The sequence below is a fragment of the Romboutsia sedimentorum genome (assembly GCF_030131845.1).
GTDB lineage: Bacteria > Bacillota > Clostridia > Peptostreptococcales > Peptostreptococcaceae > Romboutsia_D > Romboutsia_D sedimentorum.
In genome coordinates this window covers 1-20,242 of record NZ_JASKYM010000012.1, presented here as the reverse complement: position 1 = coordinate 20,242, position 20,242 = coordinate 1, and the positions used below count along the sequence as shown (strand labels likewise).

Below are 20,242 nucleotides of genomic sequence, written 5' to 3'. Positions count from 1 at the left end.
TCTTAAGGTAAATATAAAGTTATTTATAGAAGGGATATTCTATAAATTTATAGAAATTATTAAAGTATAGTTTACATAAGAGAGGATGATAATATGAAAAAGCTTATACCGGTAATACTATCTATGGCTTTAGGAAGTACGTTTCTAATGGGATGCACTAAATCAACACAAGAAACGTCAAAATCAAAAACACAGGTAGTATCTAAAGAAGTAAAAGTATCTATACCAGATGGACTTCCATCGATAGCTATAGCTAAGTTAGCTAATGAAAATACACACATACAAGAAGGATATGAAATTAAATATACAATAGAAAAGACACCAGAAAATTTATCTACTTCAGTAATGAAACAAGAACCAGATATAGCAATAGTACCATCTAATATGGCTGCTATTGCATATAATAAAACTTCTAATTATCAAATTGCTGGAAGTGTAGGAAATGGTTCGTTTTATTTAGTATCTACTAAAAATATAAAAGGATTTGAAGATTTAGTAGGAGGAAAAGTATTAAATAGTGGTAAAGGTTTAACGCCAGATATAACAGTTCAAAGCGTATTAACTGATAAAGGAATAGATCCTGCAAGTATAAATTTTGATTATGTAAATTCCACAAGTGAGCTAATACCATTATTAGCAACAGGAAAAGCAGATACAGGATTTGTGCCAGAGCCAGCACTTACAATGTTAATGAATAAAAATCCAAATATAAAGATAATAAAAAGTTTAAATGATGAATGGAAGCAAACTAAGAAATCAAAAGATGGATATCCTCAGTCGACTATAATAGTTAAGTCTGATTTTGCTAAAGAGAATCAAGAGTTTATAGGTTTATTTTTAAATGCAGTATCAGATAGTGTAGATTTTGCAAATATTAATGGAAGTGATGTTGGAGACTATGCTAAAAAACTAGGAGCATCTGTAGAGCCTAAAATTATAAACAAATCTTTAGAAAGAGCAAACTTAAAATTTATATCAATAAAAGACAGTATAAATGATTATAAAAACTATTATCAAAACTTATTTGATTTTGATGCAAAATCAGTAGGAGGAAAGATTCCAGATGAAGGGATTTATTTTATTAAAGAATAAATTTAAAAAAAATGAAATAGAGGTGGCGCTATCTTGCGTTGTCCTCTTATTTTTATGGCAAATTATTGCGATCAAAATAAATAATGATATATACCTCCCCACAATAAATCAAACACTTAGGAGTTTATATGAAATTTTAAGTCAAGAAAGGTCCTATTTAGATATGATTTTTTCAACAGGGAGAAGCATAATAAGTTTTATAGTTGCACTAATGTTTGCAACTATAATAGGAATCTTAGCATATATAAGTACGGTTATAAGAAATTTTTTCAAACCTTTAAATACTTTAGCAAATTCAATACCTATGATGATAGTAATTTTATTAGCTTTAATTTGGTTTGATAAAAACAATGCTCCATTTATTGTTGGGTTTATGATTACATTTCCAATTTTATATGAAAATATTTTAGGTTCTATGATAGAACTAGATAAATCTTTAATAGAAATGGCTAATGTATATAAAGTCAATTTAAAAGATAAAATTATAAAAATTTATTTTCCTGCTATAAAGTTTAGACTAACACCTATAATAGCATCAACAATTTCTTTAGCACTGAAAGTTGTAATAGCAGGGGAAGTTTACGGACAACCAAGCTACGGGATAGGGACTATGATACAAGTTGAAAAAATCAATTTTAATACATCGGCAATATTTGCTTGGTTAATAATTATAGTTTTAATATCTGTATTTATAAACATAATACAAAATAAAATATCAAGGAGTACTTTTACATGGAAAAGGTGAAGCTAAATATTAAAAACGTAAATAAATCGTATAATGATAAAATAATATTTGAAAACTTTAATATAGATTTTTATAAAGATGAAGTTAATATTATAATGGGCAAATCTGGATGTGGTAAAAGTACACTTTTAAATATAATAAGTGGCGTAAATAAAAATGATGGTGAAGAAATTGATTCTTTGAAAAATTTAGGGATAAGTTATATATTTCAAGAAGATCGATTGATCGAATGGTTAAGCGTTGAAGAAAATATAAAGCTAGTGATAAAAAAATTGTATAGCAAAACGCACGTAGATGAATTATGTGAGGAATACTTAAAATTAGTAGGAGTAAGTGAATATAAAAACTATTATCCTCAAATGTTAAGTGGTGGAATTAGACAAAGGATAAATATAGCGAGAGCATTTGTATATCCTTCTAAAGTTATTGTAATGGACGAGCCTTTTAAATCTATAGACATAAAAAATAAAAAAAATATAATTGATAGTTTCAAATTGCTATTAAAAAAAGAAAAAAGAACTGTTATATTTGTTACACATGATATTGAGGAAGCTATATATCTAGGTGATAAAATTATTATATTAGGAGGAAGCCCAATAAAAATAAAAAAAAATATAAATGATTGTAACCATTTAAACAAGGAAGATGTAGCTATATTAATATAAAAAAAGAGTTAATAATATTTAACAGTTGTGATAATATATTAAATAATCAAGGAATTAACGAGCTTATTTAAAAAGTAAGTAGTATACATACTTAAAAGATTAAAATAAGAGGGAGTAAAAAAATGATAAAACAAAGAATTGAAAAACTAAGAAAAATAATGAAGGAAAAAGGAATTTATTCTTATTTAATACCATCATCAGATTACCATCAAAGTGAATACGTAGGAGAATATTTTAAATCTAGAGAATTTATATCAGGATTTACAGGTTCTGCAGGGACTGCTGTAATAACTTTAGATGAAGCTGGGCTATGGACAGACGGTAGATATTTTATTCAAGCTGAAGATGAATTAAAGAATAGTGATATAGAGTTATTTAAAATGGGAGAAGAAAATGTACCAACAGTAGAAGAATACTTAATAGAAAAATTACCTCAAAATTCAAAACTAGGATTTGATGGGAAAGTAATATGTGCAAAAGAAGGTAAAACATTAGGTGATAAATTATCATTTAAAAATATATCGATAGAATATAATTATGATTTGATAAATGATATATGGGAAGATAGATGTAGCTTACCTAACAAAAAAGCATTTTTATTAGGTAGTGAATATACTGGTGCAAGCTTTAGTGAAAAATTAGCTAGAGTAAGAGAAGCTATGAAAGAAAAAAAAGCTACAAGTCATATAATAACAACTCTAGACGATATAGCTTGGTTATTTAATATAAGAGGTGGGGATATAAAATCTAACCCAGTAGTACTTTCTTATGTAGTCGTAGATTTAGATAGTGTTTATTTATTTATAGATGAACGTAAGCTAAATGATGAAATAAAATCTGAGTTGAATAAAGAAAATGTAAAAATTAAAAATTATGATGACGTTCATAAGTTTGTAAAAGAAATAGATGAAAATCAAGTAGTGCTTCTTGATCCATCTAAGGTTAGTTATTCAATATACAATAATATACCTAAAAATGTACAAAAAATAGAATCTATAAATCCAACAATTATGTTTAAAGCTATAAAGAATCAAGTAGAATTAAAAAATATAAGAAATAGTCATATAAAAGATGGAGTAGCATTTACTAAATTTATGCACTGGTTAAAAACAGGGGTATGTAAACAAGAAATTACAGAATTAAGTGCAACAGAAAAACTAGAAGAATTTAGAAGAGAACAAGATAAGTTCATAGAGCCTAGTTTCACTACTATAGCTGCATATAGAGAACATGCTGCTATGATGCATTATAGTGCTACAAAAGAAAGTGACTATAAGTTAGAAGCAAAAGACTTATTCTTAGTAGATTCAGGTGGACAGTACTATGATGGAACAACTGATATAACAAGAACTATAGCACTAGGAGCTATATCGGAAGAAGTTCAAACTCATTTTACAAATGTTGTAAGGGGTATGATAAGATTATCTAGAGTCAAATTCTTACATGGATGCAGAGGTTATAATTTAGATATTCTTGCAAGAGGTCCACTTTGGGATTTAGGAATAGATTACAAATGTGGGACAGGACATGGAATAGGATTTGTACTTAATGTTCATGAAGGTCCTAATGGATTTAGATGGAGAGTATTACCAGACAGAGATGATAGCTGTATACTTGAAGAAGGAATGGTTACAACTAATGAACCAGGAGTTTATGTACAAGGTTCTCATGGTATAAGAATTGAAAATGAAATAGTAGTTGAAAAATTAGAAAAAAATGAATATGGTCAATTTATGGGGTTTGAAGTAGTTACATTTGCACCAATTGACTTAGATGCAATAGATGAAAGATTAATGTCAGACAATGAAAAAGAATATTTAAATGACTATCACAAAGAAGTTTATAAAAAGATAGCACCATTTTTAAATGAAGAAGAAAAAGAGTGGTTAAAGGAATATACAAGAAACATATAATAATATAGAAATTTAAAATAAACATAAGAGGGATGTTTTATGACAAATATAAAAACAAATGCAATGAGAATTTTGGATTCTAAAAAAATTAAATATGATGTACATTGCTATAATGTAAAAAAAGGGGATCATATTGACGGGGTAGAGGTAGCTAGTAATATAGGAAAAGATGTTAGTGTAGTTTACAAAACATTAGTAGCTATGGGTTCTAGTAAAACTATATATGTATATGTGATCCCAGTTAATGAGCATTTAGATTTAAAAAAAGGTGCAAAAGTAGCAAAAGAGAAAAATATTGAAATGATTAGTGTGAATGATATAAATAAAATAACAGGGTATATAAGAGGTGGATGTTCACCTATAGGGATGAAAAAAGCTTATAAAACTTTTATAAATGAAAGTGCAAAAAATTTAGAAACTATTATAGTTAGTGCTGGAAAAATAGGATATCAAGTAGAGCTTTCACCAATGGATTTGCAGAGTATAGTAAATAATGAGTTTGAAAATATTATAAGTTAAACAATAAAAGGAGGATCATGGTCCTCCTTTTATTGTTAGTGAAAAATTAATTACATCATAGTAAGAAAGTATTGAGTTCCTACATAGATAGCTGATATACCAACTAATCCATAAATAAATCTGCTTAAACCACTTATATTTCCAAATTTACCTGAGCCAGCAAATAAAGCTGCAACTAAATCAAATTGAGCTATTGCAACTAAGCCCCAGTTAATTGCTCCTATTAAAACAAGAATAACACCTATATTATAAATTATTTCCATTTAAAAAATCCTCCTATAAAATTATTTATCTTATCTTACTATTATTTACAAATATTACATTTTAATTCATAATTGTTAAAAAATATAATTATATTAAAAAATGGGTTATCTCAAAGCTAGAGATAACCCATTTGTGTATTAATTATTTTAAATTAGTTCCGTTTTCATCTTGAATTATTAATCCTTTTTTCATTAATACACCAAGAGCACGTTTGAAATTCTTTTTACTAGTGTTAAAAACTGTAGATATTTCTTCAGGAGAAGTTTTATCGTTAAATCTCATATGTCCATCGGCACCTTCAAGATAACTCATTATTGCAGTTTCAAGAACATCTAACTCTTCTTTTCTACCTTGTCTAGGAGAAAGACCTAGTTTACCGTCTTCATATATTTTTATAATGTTTAAGTTTAACTCTTCACCTATTTTTAATTCTGTAAAGTATTCGTTATGAAGTATAACTCCTGCATACTTATTATCAATACAAATCATTGCTGAATTATTTGTTTGGAAACCGTAAACTATACCTGTAACATTATCACCGATATTGTAACTGTGATCTGTAGTAAGATGTGCATCTATATCAGTAGTAGCTGCTAGTCTTCCAGTTTTATCTAAATATATGTGGAATAAATATCTAGCACCTTTTTCTAATTCATAAGTTTTAGCTTTAAAAGGAACTAATATATCCTTTTGAAGTCCGATATCTATAAAACTTCCGATTGCAGTATGTGCAACAACTTTTAGGTAAGCTATTTCATCTACCTTTCCTTTTGGTGTTACTAAAGTTGCAGAAGGTCTACCTTCAGAATCTTTATATATGAAAGCATCTACTACATCTCCAACTTCAATTTTGTTTTTGTTAAGTAATCTGTTGTGAAGTAATACATCATCCTTAGTATCTCCTGTTTGAGCATCTAAGAAGTAACCGAAATCAGTTTTTCTTTTTACTTCAAGTTTGTTAAAATCGCCTATTTTTATCAAATTTTGCATCTCCTTAATTCTAATTATTGTTAATGGTTATAATTTAATATAATACCATACATACAGGATATATAACATACAAATATTTTATGCAAAATAGCTAGAAACTATTGAAAATGATTATAAAAATAGTGTATAATTGGTATATACCAAAAGGTATATACCATATAAAGATTGGTGGAAAATATGGAAAAAATAAATAAAAATAGTACAATACCTCTACACATTCAACTTAGTTCAATAATAAAAAAAATGATAAATGATGGACAACTTAAAGAGGGCGATTCGATAATGCCAGAGAGAGAATTGTGTAGTTTACAAAATGTTAGCCGTATGACTGTTAATAAAGCTATAGTAGGATTAGTATCAGATGGTCTTTTGTATAGAGTTCAAGGAAAAGGAACATTTGTAGCGAAAAACAAAAAGAAATATCAATTTTCTAATGTTAAAGGTTTTACAGATGTAATGAAAGAAAAAGGAATTAAGATAAAAACAGATATATTATCTTTTGAAATGGAAGTTCCTAGTGAATTAATAAAAAGAAAATTACAAATAATTAGTGAAGAAACTAATGTTTATAAAGTAGTTAGATTAAGATATATAGAGAGTGAGCCTTTGGGTATAGAAACAGTATATTTATCAGAAGATGCATGCAAAGGTTTTACTAAAAGAATGTTAGATAACAATTCGTTATATAAGATGTTAAGCGAAGACTATAATTATAAAATACAAAGAGCAGAACAGGTTATAGAACCTATAATTATGTCAGAAGAAGAGTGCAATATATTAGGCGCAGAAGAAGGAGCATTAGCACTTAAACTTCAAAGAAATTCATATACCATAGAAGGTCAGCCTATAGAATACACTATATCAATATTTAGAAGCGATAAGTATCAATATGAAATAATATTAAGTGAGTAGGAGGCTATAGTATGAAATGCATAATCAATGGAAAAATAGTTTTAGAAAATCAGATTTTACAAAATAAGGTTTTGATATTTGACAATAAAATAGTAGATATAGCTAATGAAGTACCTAACGAATGTGAAATAATTGATGCTAAAGGGAAATTTGTTACTCCTGGATTAATAGATATACATATACATGGAAATATGGGAAAAGATACTATGGATGGTAGTGAAGAATCACTAACTACTATAGCTAAGTCCATAGCAAGACATGGAGTTACATCTTTTCTACCAACAACAATGACTATGGATGAAGAATTGATAAATAATGCATTAAAATCAATAAAAGATTGTATGAATAATAAAATAAAAGGTTCACAAATTTTAGGTGCTCATTTAGAAGGTCCGTTTATAAATAATGATTATAAAGGAGCTCAAAATTCACAATTTATAGTAGCTCCAAGTTATGATTTAATAAAGCAATATGATGAAGTTATAAAGATTATTACTTATGCACCTGAAACGGATAAAGAGTTTGAATTTACAAGAGAAATACGTAAAAATACAGATATAGCTTTATCAATAGGTCATAGTAATGCTACATTTGAAGAAGCTAGAGAAGCTATAAATTTAGGTGCAAGTAATATAACTCATATTTTTAATGGTATGAATGGATTAAATCATAGGGATCCTGGTGTAGTAGGGGCAGCTCTTACAACTAATGTATATTGTGAAATGATAGCAGATGAGATACATATACTAAAGGACTTGTTCCAATTTATATTAAATAACAAAGGCGAAGATAAAATAGTTTTAATAACTGATTCTATTGAGGCTGGAGGCTTAGATGATGGAGAATATTCTTTAGGCGGTCAAAAGGTCATAGTAAAAGATAATCAAGCAAGACTTGAAAGTGGAAATCTAGCTGGAAGTGTTATGCCGCTTAACAAGATGGTTTATAATTTCATGAATAATACAAATTTGGATATAAATAAGGTTATAAAATTTGCGTCTATAAATCCTGCAAAATCAATAAAAATAGATGATAAAAAAGGTAGTTTAGAAATAGGTAAAGATGCAGATATAGCTATATTTGATGAAAAATTAAATTGCTATATGAGTATAAATAACGGGGAAATAATTTATAAAAAATAGGTTAGGAGAGGGTTTGATTCAATGAGAATATTAGTATGTAAAAATTATGATGAAATGAGCAAAAAAGCAGCTCAAATGATATTAAGCCAAGTAACATTAAAGCCAAATTCAGTTTTAGGTTTAGCAACAGGTAGTACACCAGTAGGAATGTATAAGCAATTGGTTAAAATGTATAATGATAAACAAATAGATTTTTCAGAAATATCAACTTTCAATTTAGATGAATATTATAATTTGCCAAAAGAAAATAATCAAAGTTATGATTATTTTATGAAAGAAAATCTATTTAATTATATAAATATACCAAAGGAAAATATAAATATACCAAATGGAATGGCTAAAGATGTAGAAGCTGAATGTGAAAGATACGATAAAAGTATAAAAGATTGTGGTGGCGTAGATATACAAGTATTAGGAATCGGGCACAATGCTCATATAGGATTCAATGAGCCTACTATAAACTTTGAAAGAGGGACTCATCTAGTAGATTTAAAACAAAGTACTATAGAAGCTAATGCGAGATTTTTTGATAAAGAAGAAAATGTACCTAAAAAAGCAATAACTATGGGAACAGGTTCTATATTTAAAGCTAGAAAGATAATGCTGCTAGCTTGTGGAGAATCTAAAGCACAAGCTATATATAATACCGTATATGGTAAAGTTGTACCAGAAGTACCTGCATCTATATTACAATTTCACAATGATATAGTTTTAATATTAGATGAAGAAGCTGCAAGTAAGTTAAAACCTGAAGATTACAAAATAGTTTAACATAAATATAAATATAAAAAGGCTATGATGGAAATAATACATCATAGCCTTTTTATGCTTATATAAATTTATATCAAAAATATATTATCATTTTGATAAAAAATCGATGAAAAATGTTGACTAATTAGATATACGTGATATAATAAGATACAGTAATGATAATTAATATCAAATATTAATAAAAAACAACTGGGAGGAAAGTTCATGAGAAAAAGAAAATCATTAGCTTTACTTTTAACATCAATATTGGCGATAGGTGTTTTAAGTGGATGCTCTAGTAAAAATATAGAAGAAAGCTCAAGTAATAAAATGAGAAAAGTTCAAAGTGTAAAAGGGGAAGTTGAAATACCAGCAAATCCTAAGAAGATAGTAGATATATCAGGGTCTACAGAAGAATTGTTAATATTAGGTCATAAGCCTGTTGCAACTGCTAACGTAGATTCTTATCAAACAGATAAATTTTCATCATACATAGCTGATAAGTTAGAAGGATCTAAAATAGTTGGTCATTCTATGATGGACACAATGGATATGGAAGCAATACTATCTGTTAATCCAGACTTAATAATAATGAATGAAAGACAAGAAAAAATATATGATGAGTTAAAACAAATGGCACCAGTTGTTATGGTAAAAGACTATGCAAATGACTGGAGAAATAAATTAATAGATACAGGAAAATTATTCAATCAAGAAGATGATGCAAATAAATGGCTAAAAAATTATGATGAAAAAGCACAAAAACTAGGCAAAGAAATAATAGCTAAAAATGGAAATAAGTCATATTTACCAGTTTTATCTACTTCAGGAAGCTTCATGGTATTTAGTAATGCAGGTATAGGAACAGTGATTAATGACGATATGAAATTAACTAGACCAAAAAATATGCCAGCTCAAGATAATATAACATTACCAACAGTTACTATGGAGGGATTAACTAAAATAGATGCAGATCACATAATAGCAATTGCTACTGATTCTGATAAAAAAGACTTAGAAAATAGTAGTGTTTGGTCTAAAATAAGAGCAGTAAAAGACGGGAATGTAACAATACTTGATGCTAGCCCATACTTTACACAATGTTATAACCCAATAGGAAGAGAAATGTTATTAGAATCAATTAAAGACGCTTTAATAAAATAATTAATAATTTAGGTGTGGGATAATGTTGTACATTTTTCACACCTATTTTTATTATTAATAAAGTAAGAGTTGATGAAATTATTAAAATATATTTATAAAAATAAGTTATTGAAAGAACGTTGAAATAAAGGAGAAAAAAATGATTAATATAAGTAAAAAGAAAAAGGCATTTTTATTAATACTTATAGGTTTAGTTATGCTTATATCGGGACTATTATTATCTATATCTTTAGGAGCTAACGATATAAGTTTTTCTACAACTATAAAAAGCTTGCTATCATCAGATGTTGATATAAATACAAGCATAATTAAAGATATAAGATTGCCAAGAGCATTAGCTGCAGCACTGGTTGGAGGTTTTTTATCAGTTTCTGGAGCTGTAATGCAAGGTATAACTAGGAACCCAATTGCAGACCCTTCTGTAATGGGTATAACTCAAGGTGCAACATTTACAATAGCAATAGCTTTAGTTTTACAAACTTTAGTACCTGGATTTGCATTAGGTAGTTTTGGATTAATGTTATTTGCATTTTTAGGAGCTAGTATAAGCGGTATATTAGTTTATTTTGTAAGTTCTAAATCAAGAGGTAAAGTAGATCCGGTTAAACTTGCATTAGCAGGTACGGCACTAGGAACTTTATTAGTTTCTTTAGCAACTGCAGTTTCAATGTACTTTAATTTATCTCAACAATTAAGTTTTTGGATTTCAGGAGGACTAACAAGTGCAAAGTGGGAAGGTGTTAAATTATTATTTTTAGTTGGAGGAGCAACTACGATTTTATCTATGATAATGGCCCCGAAAATAACAATACTAAGTTTAGGTGAAGAAGTAGCTATAGGTTTGGGTCAAAAAACTAATTTAGTAAGATTTATATGTTTAATTATAGTGATACTTTTAGCAGGATCATCTGTAGCCGTAGCAGGTAATATAGTGTTTGTAGGTCTTATAATACCTCAAATTGTAAAGGCAATAGTGGGAGCAAACTATAAATACATAATTCCTTGTTCGTTAGTATTAGGGTCAGTATTATTAGTTTATAGTGATATTATTGCGAGGATGATAAATCCACCATATGAGACTCCGATAGGTTCATTAACAGCACTTTTAGGAGTGCCGGTGTTTATCTATCTTGTAAGAAAGGAAACTAGATAAATTATGAAGATAAATAAAAATAAGAAATTTATACTTATAAGTGTTATATTGCTGGCTTTAATATTTATAACGTTTTTAGTTAGTTTAAACTTAGGTTCATTTGCAATAAGTCCTAAAGATGTTATAAAAACATTATTTGGACAAGGGCAAAGAAACTATGAAATTGCTATATTTAAATTGAGATTACCAAGAATTGTTATAGGTATATTAGTAGGTAGTGCATTAGCAATAGCAGGAACAATACTTCAAGGTGTTACAAAAAATGACCTAGCAGACTCGGGTATATTAGGTATAAACTCAGGTGCAGCATTATTTGTAGTAATATATATTTATTTTATGAATGGAAATGTGTATGACGGGATAAGCAACTTGACTATATTTACAATGCCAATAGTTGCACTTTGTGGAGCATTATTTGGAGCATTTTTAATATACATACTTGCATGGAAAGATGGCATTAGCTCATCTAGATTGTTACTAATTGGGATAGGTATAAATATAGCATTTACATCTATTTTAACAATATTTCAGTTAAAGTTTACAACACAAGAATTTAATAGAGTAATGGCATGGACAGCGGGTAGTATATGGGGAAGTAGCTGGAAATATGTAATAGCAGTACTACCTTTTATATTATTGTTTATGATATTGACTATTTATAAAGCAAGATATTTAGATGTACTTAATTTAGGTGATGAAATATCTACCGGATTGGGTATAAAAGTTGAGAGAGAAAGAAGAAAATTAATAATATATGCTGTTATACTATCCGGGGTTGCAACATCAGTAGCTGGAAGTATTTCATTTTTAGGACTGGTTTCACCTCACATAGCTAGAAAATTAGTAGGGCCTAAGCATAAAAAGCTTATACCAACAGCTGCACTTATAGGTACATTAATGCTGTTGATTTCAGATACAATCTCAAGAAATTTATTAGCTCCTATAGAGATACCTGTAGGAATAGTTGTTTCTATAATAGGAGTACCGTATTTTATTTATTTAATGTTATCAAATTAGAAAGAGGTAATGAGCATGAACTGTATAACTACAAAAAATTTGAACATAAGTTATGGAAATATAGATATTGTAAAAAATCTTAATTTAAGTATACCTAAAGGTAAGATAACTACCATAATCGGAGCAAATGGATGTGGTAAATCTACAATATTAAAAACTATAGGTAGAATTATAAATCCTAAAAGTGGAAATATTTATGTGAATGAAAAAGACATTCATACCCAAAATCCAAAGGATCTTGCAAAAGAAATGGCGGTACTCCCTCAAAGTCCTCAAGCTCCAAGTGGATTAACTGTAGAGGAACTTATATCTTATGGAAGATTTCCTCATCAAAGTGGATTTGGAAAATCTAAGAAAGAAGATAAAGATATAGTAAAATGGGCTTTAGAAGTAACGGGGATACTTGAATTTAAAGATAGAGATATTGATGATTTATCAGGAGGTCAAAGACAAAGAGCTTGGATAGCTATGGCCCTAGCTCAAGAAACAGATATACTTTTATTAGATGAACCAACAACTTATTTAGACCTAGCTCATCAATTAGAGATATTAAAGTTATTAGAAAACTTAAACAAAAAAGAAGGAAGAACCATAGTTATGGTTATACATGAACTTAATAATGCAGCTAGATTTGCAGACCATATGATAGGCGTTAAAAAAGGAAGTGTAGTTTGCGAAGGTAGCGCGGATAAAGTTATGACAAAAGAAAATCTTAGGGAATTATTTAATATAGACGCAGAAATAGTTAAAGACCCTAGAACTCAAAGGCCAGTATGTATAACTTATGATATGGTATAAATGGTGAAAAAATGGAAAATCAAGAGGCTTTAAAAAGTGAAAAGATAGAGACTTTACTAATAAAATACTCAATACCTGCAATAATTGCAATGATGGTTACTTCTTTATATAATACTGTGGATCGAGCATTTATAGGATCTATTGAAGGGGTAGGAGCTTTAGCTATATCAGGTCTTGGAGTAACTATGCCAATATTTACATTAATAGTAGGCTTTGGAGTGTTAATTGCAGTTGGAGGAAGTACCAATATATCTATAAAACTTGGGCAACGCAATAAAAATGAAGCTGAGAAAGTTTTAGGAAACACCTTTGTCCTAGTTATTATTATCTCTTTGATAATAATGATAGTTGGAACTTTATTTATGGATAAGATACTTTATTTGTTTGGAGCAAGCAAACATACAATTTCTTATGCAAGAGATTATATAGGTATTATTTATATAGGAACGCCATTTAATTTAATATCATTTTCTTTGAACAATGCTATAAGGTCGGAAGGAAATCCTAAGTTAGCAGCCAAAACTATGGTAGTAGGATGTATACTAAATCTTATTTTAGACCCGATATTTATATTTGTTTTTGGACTAGGTATAAAAGGTGCTGCTATAGCAACTGTAATATCTCAGATAATAATATCTATATGGGTATTTACCTACTTTATAAAAGGTAAATCTATTTTAAAATTACACAGGCATAACCTTAAGCTAGATTTTAAAATAGTAAAAATTATTATTGCAGTAGGGTTAGCACCTTTTGCTATGGAACTTACAACTAGTTTAATACACGTATTGTCAAATACGGCGCTTAGAGTATATGGAGGGGACCTTGCTATAGGAGCTATGACGGCAATCACATCTATAGTGCTTTTATTTATGATGCCTGTATTTGGATTAAGCCAAGGTATGCAAACTATAATAGCTTATAACTATGGAGCTAAACAGCATGATAGAGCTAAAAAAACGCTAATTTTAGCTATGATAATGTCTGTAGGAATTTTAACTTTTGGATTTTTGGCTATTAAAATATTCCCTGAATTTTTCATAGGAATATTTACCGAAGATGAAGAGCTTATAAAACTAGCTATAAAAGGAATAAACATAAATTTATTTGCACTTCCGATCGTGGGAATAGCTATAGTTGGTCCAGTATATTTTCAATCGGTTGGAAAAACTAAGAAGTCTATGTTTTTAACTTTACTTAGACAGTTTATAATATTAGCGCCATTAGTTTTGATTTTACCAAAAATATGGAAGTTAGATGGAGTATGGATATCACAACCAATAGCAGATATACTTGCAGTGATAATAGTAATTTTATTTTTAATAAAAGAATTTAAAAATGGCATCTCTTTGTAGAGGTGCTATTTTTATACAATAACGTAGTATAAAAAATCTACATTGTGTAGAAGTTATATTTATAATTATAAACTTTATTTTGGTAATTTAGATTATAAAAAATCTAAATAATGTGAAATTAAATTAATATAAAAAGTAATTTATATAAATTGAAAATTGATTTATAAAAATTAGACATACTAAACTTTTTTAATATTAATATAAACACATATAATTGATCAACTAGTACAAACTCTTTAAAATACTAGAATTAACACTATAAATAAAAAATAAAAAATATTTAAAAACTCTTGAATTATAGTGCCAAATTTTATATAATAGGTTTTGTTGTTTACATATTTTAAACATATTGTTTAGTTATAATAACAAAAAAATAGGAGGTGGAATTGTGGAAATTGGTGAGAAAATAAAACGAATGAGAATAGAAAAGCAACTAACTCAAGAAGAACTGGCCAATAGATGTGAATTATCAAAAGGATTTATATCTCAATTAGAAAATAATTTAACTTCACCATCCATAGCTACCCTTATAGATATACTTGAAATATTAGGTACAAATCTAAGGGAGTTTTTTAATGAAATAGATGATGAAAGAATTTCATTCACAAAAGAGGATATGTTTGAGACTGAGGACGAAGATTTAAAATATACTTTTAAATGGTTGATACCAAATTCTCAAAAAAATGAAATGGAACCTGTAATAATAACTTTATATCCAGGTGGGCAATATAAAGAAGAAAAACCTCATGAAGGTGAGGAATTCGGTTATGTATTGACGGGATCTGTATATGTTTATATAGGAGATAAAAAAAATAAAGTGAGAAAAGGTGAAAGTTTCTATTTTAAACCAAGGGCGAATCATTATATATCAAATGCAGGCAAAACAACTGCAAAAGTAATTTGGGTTAGTACCCCGCCGTCATTTTAGGAAAGAGGTGTTAATAATTGAGCGAAAATATAATAGAATTAAAAAATCTATCTAAAACATATGATGATTTAACAGTTTTAGATAATTTATCATTAGATATAAAGAAAAATGAGTTTTTTACACTTCTAGGACCAAGTGGATGTGGGAAAACTACGATATTAAAGATAATAGCTGGATTTGAATATGCAGATGATGGAAAAGTTTTATTTGAAGAAAAGAATATAAGTAACCTTTCGCCACATCAAAGACCAGTAAATACAGTATTCCAAAAGTATGCTTTATTTCCACATATGAATGTATATGAAAATATTGCTTTTGGGCTAAAAATAAAGAAAATGCCTAAAGATCAAATAGATAAAAAAGTAAGAGAAATGTTAAAGCTAGTTGCACTAGAAGGCAAAGAAAATAGAAAAGTTGATTCTTTAAGTGGAGGTCAACAACAAAGAATAGCTATAGCGAGAGCTTTAGTTAATGAACCAAAAGTTCTTTTATTAGATGAACCTTTAGGAGCCTTGGACTTAAAATTAAGACAAGAAATGCAATTAGAGTTAAAGAGAATGCAACAAAAACTTGGAATAACATTTATATTTGTAACTCATGACCAAGAAGAAGCTCTTAGCATGTCGGATACAATAATAGTAATAAATAAAGGTAAAATACAACAAATGGGAAGTCCGCAAGATATATATAATGAACCTGAAAACTCATTTGTAGCTAGATTTATAGGAGAAAGTAATATATTTGATGGAATAATGCATGAAGACTTTAAAGTAGAGTTTTGTAATACTAAGTTTGATTGTGTAGATAAAGGTTTTGAAAAAAATGAAAATATTGAAGTTGTAATAAGACCAGAAGATATTAAAATGGTTGAACCACAACACGGCATGTTAAAGGGAATAGTTACATCTACAGTATTTAAAGGAGTTCATTACGAAATAGAAGTGAAAGAAAATGATAGAAAGTGGATACTTCACAACACTAAAAATGCAGAAGTCGGTTCACAACTAGGCATGGATATATATCCAGAAGATATCCATATAATGAGAAAAGAGAAAAACTAACATGAAGAAAAAATCTATCTTAGCATATCCATATGTTATATGGAGTGCGATATTTATAATAATCCCTTTAATATTAGTAGTGATTTTTAGTTTTACAGTAGAAGTAGATGGAAAACAAGTATTTTCTTTAGCAAACTATAAAGAATTAATGGATCCGATATACTTAAAAGTATTCTTTAGATCTATTATGTTAGCTGGAGCATCAACTTTAATATGCCTTATAGTTGGATACCCAGTAGCTTATATAATTTCAAAAGCACATATAAGTAAAAGAGGAACGTTGATATTACTATTCATACTTCCTATGTGGATGAATTTTCTTTTAAGAACATATGCATGGGTAGCTATACTTGGTAAAAATGGATTGCTAAATTCATTCTTAGGTATATTTGGAGTAGAGCCAGTAGCAATATTATATACTAATTTTGCAATATTGCTTGGTATGGTTTACAATTTTTTACCATTTATGGTCTTACCAATATACACTTCATTATCAAAAATGGATGATGATTTAGTTAATGCAGCGCGTGATTTAGGTGCTAACAGTTTGCAAGTATTTACTAAAGTTATATTCCCTCTTAGTTTGCCTGGGGTTGTATCTGGAATAACAATGGTATTTATGCCAGCTGTTACTACATTTGCAATATCAAGACTGTTAGGTGGAGGAAAGTTTATGCTACTTGGAGATTTAATAGAACAACAATTCACAACAGTAGGTGATTGGAACTTTGGGTCTGCAGTATCTATATTTATGATGATAGTAATACTTATATCTATGGCTGTTATGTCTAAATTCGAAGATGAATCTGACAAAGAAGGCGGTGGGTTATTATTTTAAAGTTAAAGAAATGGGTTTCTAATATATATTTATTTTTAGTATTTTTATTTTTATATGCACCAATATTTGCACTAGTTGTATTTTCTTTCAATGATTCTAAATCAATGGCTCGCTGGGGCGGATTTACTTTCAAGTGGTACGAAAGATTGATTCATAATGAAAGTATTATGAGTGCTCTTTATTATACTATTGTAGTTGCAATACTTTCATCTGTAATAGCTACAATTATAGGAACTATTAGTGCTATCGGTATACACAAGATGAAATCAAAACGAAGAAAGTTGATTTTAAATGTTAACTATCTTCCAGTATTAAATCCAGATATAGTAACAGCAGTTGCACTTATGAGTTTATTCGCATTTATAAATATTGAGTTTGGTTTTACTACAATGCTTTTGGCTCATATAATGTTTAACATACCTTATGTTATATTATCGGTGCTTCCTAAGATAAAGCAAATGCCTCAAAATATAGAAGAAGCAGCTCTAGATTTAGGAGCAACTCCAATGTATGCCCTTAGAAAAGTAATATTACCTCAAATTAAACCTGGAATAGTATCAGGGTTTTTAATTGCCTTTACTATGTCTGTAGATGATTTTATAATAAGTTTTTTCAATACAGGAAATGGAGTTAGTAATCTTTCTATAGAAATCTATGGAATGGCTAGAAGAGGTATAAAACCTGAAATAAACGCATTATCAACTATAATGTTTGTTACAGTTTTAGGATTGCTTTTACTATCTAATAAGAAGCAATCTATAGTAAGAGGTGATAAATAATGAATATATCTAAAAAAATAGTAGCACTTTTGACTATAGGTGCATTGATTATAGGTATGATGACAGGATGTAACAAATCTAGTGATTCGACGAAGGTTCTTAATGTATATAATGTCGGAGATTATATAGATGAAGAACTTATAACTAAGTTTGAAGATGAGACTGGCATAGATGTACTTTATGAAACCTATGATACTAATGAAATGATGTATCAAAAAGTTAAAAGTGGAAGTACTAACTATGATTTAGTTTTTCCATCAGATTATATGGTTGAAAAAATGAATAGTGAAAATCTTCTTCAAAAAATAGATTTTAAAAGTATACCTAACTTAGAATATATAGATAAAAGTTTTTTAAATCCTATATATGATAAAAATAATGAATACAGTGTACCTTATATGTGGGGAACTTTTGGTATATTATATAATACAAAGTTGGTAAAAGATCCTGTAGACAGTTGGGATATATTATGGAACCCTAAATATAGGGGTAATATAATGATGTTTGATTCAGTTAGAGATACTATGGGAATTGCCTTGAAAAAATTAGGTTATAGTATCAATACAACTAATCCAAAAGAAGTTAATGAAGCCAAAGAACTTCTAATGAAACAAAAAGATTTAGTTATGGCTTATGTAAATGATGAAGGTAAGGATAGACTTTTAGCTGAAGAAGTAGCTATGGGTATAATTTACTCTGGAGATGCAGTAACTTTAATGGATCAAAACCCAAATCTAAGATACGCTATACCTAAAGAAGGTACTAATAAATGGGTAGATGCTATGTGTATACCTAAAACAGCTCAAAATAAAAAAGAATCTGAAATGTTTATAAACTTTTTATTAGACCCGGAAAATGCAAAAGTAAATGCTGAGTATATAGGTTATTCTATACCTAATACAGGAGCTTTAAAATTATTGGATAAAGAAATAACTGATAATAAAGTAGCATATCCATCAAAAGATATATTAGAGAAAAGTGAAACTTTTATAGATATAGGCTCAAATATAAAAATATATGATAGAGCGTGGATTGAGTTAAAATCTAAATAAACAAAAAAGAGTAGATAGATTTCTACTCTTTTTTTATTGGAAAAATATAATGACATTAAAATACTATGTAATGTTATTTTTGCGTATAAATATAGAAATAAAAAAATCAATAGAAGATATTATTATATTACAGTAATATAATAATAGTAGAAAAATATTAGGAGGAAGTGATGGGGAGAAAAAAGCTTAAACATCTAGGCAGATATAAAAAAATGAAAAAAAATATTAAAAAAATTGGAAGTGTGGTTTGTGTAATTATAAGTATAAGTGTAATTTTAAATATAGTTAATTACATAAAAAATACAAATGAATCAAAAGAAATATATACAGAGAATAGTAAAATTGATTTTATAAACAAAGTAGAAAAGGGCGCTAAAAAAAGTTATAGACAATATGAAATATTCCCATCAATAACAATAGCACAGGCAATACTTGAATCAGGATGGGGAGAATCTGAATTAACTAAAAATAGCAATAACTTATTTGGAATAAAAGCTGATAGTCGTTGGAAAGGTGAATATGTAGAAGCAATAACATCTGAAAATTATGATGACAAAATAAAAGCTAAGTTTCGTAAATATGATAGTTTAGAAAGTTCTATAGAAGATCATGCTAAATTTTTAGTTGAGAATCAACGATATGAAAAAAATGGAGTGTTTAAGGCTAGGGACTATAAGAAACAAGCAAAAGCTCTTCAAGATGCTGGATATAGCACTAAGAAAAATGAAAAAGGGGAGTTGATGTATGCAAATATGTTAATACAGTTAATAGAAAAATATAATTTACAAGAACTAGATAGTAAATTATAGCTAAATAATAGTATTGAAAATATACTATTATTTAGCTATATAAAATATGAATTAAAATTAAATAAATGGTTAATATATATTTGAAAGAACTAATTATTTTCAAATTATTACAAAAAAATATAAAAAGTGTTGACTTATTTTTTTAGGCGTGATAATATTATAAAGTACTCAAGAGGAGTACAAAAGAACTTTGAAAATTAAACAGTAGGTTAATTTATAGAATTTGAAACAACCAAGAAACATAAAGCCAGATATATAACAGTATCTGAGCCCTAGATAAACTTTTATTTAAGAGT

At 28.1% G+C, this 20,242-nt stretch carries 21 protein-coding genes; 19 read left to right on the top strand and 2 right to left on the bottom strand.

The annotated features are described in order from the left end of the window. Positions 1 to 93: 93 nt before the first annotated feature. The 5 genes from QOZ84_RS14980 (at position 94) to ybaK (ending at position 4,934) form a co-directional block, all read left to right on the top strand. Entirely contained in the window at positions 94 to 1,092 is a 999-nt protein-coding gene (locus tag QOZ84_RS14980) for an ABC transporter substrate-binding protein (protein WP_284133738.1), read from the top strand. Continuing rightward, complete coding sequence (locus QOZ84_RS14975; RefSeq protein WP_284133737.1) at positions 1,064 to 1,837, top strand: ABC transporter permease; 774 nt, start codon at positions 1,064 to 1,066, stop codon at positions 1,835 to 1,837. The genes QOZ84_RS14980 and QOZ84_RS14975 overlap by 29 nt, the downstream gene beginning before the upstream one ends. Then, entirely contained in the window at positions 1,825 to 2,502 is a 678-nt protein-coding gene (locus tag QOZ84_RS14970) for an ABC transporter ATP-binding protein (RefSeq protein WP_284133736.1), read from the top strand. Before QOZ84_RS14975 ends, QOZ84_RS14970 begins: the two co-directional genes overlap by 13 nt. 122 nt (positions 2,503 to 2,624) lie before the next feature. Beyond that, positions 2,625 to 4,415 carry an aminopeptidase P family protein gene (locus QOZ84_RS14965; RefSeq protein WP_284133735.1) on the top strand — a complete coding sequence of 597 codons (1,791 nt, stop codon included), beginning with the start codon at positions 2,625 to 2,627 and terminating at the stop codon, positions 4,413 to 4,415. 39 nt (positions 4,416 to 4,454) lie between these two features. Then, the gene (ybaK, locus tag QOZ84_RS14960; protein ID WP_284133734.1) at positions 4,455 to 4,934 is read left to right on the top strand and encodes a Cys-tRNA(Pro) deacylase; all 480 of its coding nucleotides are present in this window, start codon (positions 4,455 to 4,457) and stop codon (positions 4,932 to 4,934) included. A 50-nt stretch (positions 4,935 to 4,984) separates the two neighbouring features. Here ybaK and QOZ84_RS14955 read toward each other — a convergent pair whose 3' ends face one another. Then, positions 4,985 to 5,197: a DUF378 domain-containing protein gene (locus QOZ84_RS14955; RefSeq protein ID WP_284133733.1), complete on the bottom strand. Its 213-nt coding sequence runs from the start codon at positions 5,195 to 5,197 to the stop codon at positions 4,985 to 4,987. 142 nt (positions 5,198 to 5,339) lie between these two features. After that, positions 5,340 to 6,179: a CvfB family protein gene (locus QOZ84_RS14950; RefSeq protein WP_284133732.1), complete on the bottom strand. Its 840-nt coding sequence runs from the start codon at positions 6,177 to 6,179 to the stop codon at positions 5,340 to 5,342. A 186-nt stretch (positions 6,180 to 6,365) separates the two neighbouring features. Between QOZ84_RS14950 and QOZ84_RS14945 the strand changes: the two genes are divergently transcribed. From QOZ84_RS14945 to QOZ84_RS14880, 14 genes are all read left to right on the top strand, one after another. After that, positions 6,366 to 7,100: a GntR family transcriptional regulator gene (locus QOZ84_RS14945; RefSeq protein ID WP_284133731.1), complete on the top strand. Its 735-nt coding sequence runs from the start codon at positions 6,366 to 6,368 to the stop codon at positions 7,098 to 7,100. Positions 7,101 to 7,111: 11 nt separating this feature from the next. Then, positions 7,112 to 8,242, top strand: coding sequence for an N-acetylglucosamine-6-phosphate deacetylase (gene nagA / locus QOZ84_RS14940; RefSeq protein WP_284133730.1), 1,131 nt, complete (start codon positions 7,112 to 7,114; stop codon positions 8,240 to 8,242). Positions 8,243 to 8,263: 21 nt separating this feature from the next. Further along, entirely contained in the window at positions 8,264 to 9,013 is a 750-nt protein-coding gene (nagB, locus tag QOZ84_RS14935) for a glucosamine-6-phosphate deaminase (protein ID WP_284133729.1), read from the top strand. A 204-nt stretch (positions 9,014 to 9,217) separates the two neighbouring features. Continuing rightward, positions 9,218 to 10,156, top strand: coding sequence for an ABC transporter substrate-binding protein (locus QOZ84_RS14930; protein ID WP_284133728.1), 939 nt, complete (start codon positions 9,218 to 9,220; stop codon positions 10,154 to 10,156). A gap of 139 nt (positions 10,157 to 10,295) precedes the next feature. Continuing rightward, positions 10,296 to 11,309 (top strand): FecCD family ABC transporter permease, encoded by a 1,014-nt coding sequence (locus QOZ84_RS14925; protein ID WP_284133727.1) that lies wholly within the window; start codon positions 10,296 to 10,298, stop codon positions 11,307 to 11,309. A gap of 3 nt (positions 11,310 to 11,312) precedes the next feature. Next, positions 11,313 to 12,326: a FecCD family ABC transporter permease gene (locus QOZ84_RS14920; RefSeq protein ID WP_284133726.1), complete on the top strand. Its 1,014-nt coding sequence runs from the start codon at positions 11,313 to 11,315 to the stop codon at positions 12,324 to 12,326. 15 nt (positions 12,327 to 12,341) lie between these two features. Further along, the gene (locus QOZ84_RS14915; protein ID WP_026902031.1) at positions 12,342 to 13,124 is read left to right on the top strand and encodes an ABC transporter ATP-binding protein; all 783 of its coding nucleotides are present in this window, start codon (positions 12,342 to 12,344) and stop codon (positions 13,122 to 13,124) included. 11 nt (positions 13,125 to 13,135) lie between these two features. Beyond that, a complete protein-coding gene (locus QOZ84_RS14910; protein WP_284133725.1) occupies positions 13,136 to 14,479 on the top strand; it encodes an MATE family efflux transporter in 1,344 nt (447 codons plus the stop codon). Between the two features lie 388 nt (positions 14,480 to 14,867). After that, positions 14,868 to 15,407: a helix-turn-helix domain-containing protein gene (locus tag QOZ84_RS14905; protein ID WP_026902029.1), complete on the top strand. Its 540-nt coding sequence runs from the start codon at positions 14,868 to 14,870 to the stop codon at positions 15,405 to 15,407. Between the two features lie 17 nt (positions 15,408 to 15,424). Beyond that, positions 15,425 to 16,468, top strand: coding sequence for a spermidine/putrescine ABC transporter ATP-binding protein (potA, locus tag QOZ84_RS14900; protein WP_026902028.1), 1,044 nt, complete (start codon positions 15,425 to 15,427; stop codon positions 16,466 to 16,468). Position 16,469: 1 nt separating this feature from the next. Next, a complete protein-coding gene (locus QOZ84_RS14895; protein ID WP_284133724.1) occupies positions 16,470 to 17,306 on the top strand; it encodes an ABC transporter permease in 837 nt (278 codons plus the stop codon). A 104-nt stretch (positions 17,307 to 17,410) separates the two neighbouring features. After that, positions 17,411 to 18,085: an ABC transporter permease gene (locus tag QOZ84_RS14890; RefSeq protein ID WP_331496605.1), complete on the top strand. Its 675-nt coding sequence runs from the start codon at positions 17,411 to 17,413 to the stop codon at positions 18,083 to 18,085. Then, positions 18,085 to 19,137, top strand: coding sequence for an ABC transporter substrate-binding protein (locus tag QOZ84_RS14885; RefSeq protein ID WP_284133723.1), 1,053 nt, complete (start codon positions 18,085 to 18,087; stop codon positions 19,135 to 19,137). The genes QOZ84_RS14890 and QOZ84_RS14885 overlap by 1 nt, the downstream gene beginning before the upstream one ends. 170 nt (positions 19,138 to 19,307) lie before the next feature. Continuing rightward, the gene (locus tag QOZ84_RS14880; protein WP_284133722.1) at positions 19,308 to 19,946 is read left to right on the top strand and encodes a glycoside hydrolase family 73 protein; all 639 of its coding nucleotides are present in this window, start codon (positions 19,308 to 19,310) and stop codon (positions 19,944 to 19,946) included. Positions 19,947 to 20,242: the final 296 nt, after the last annotated feature.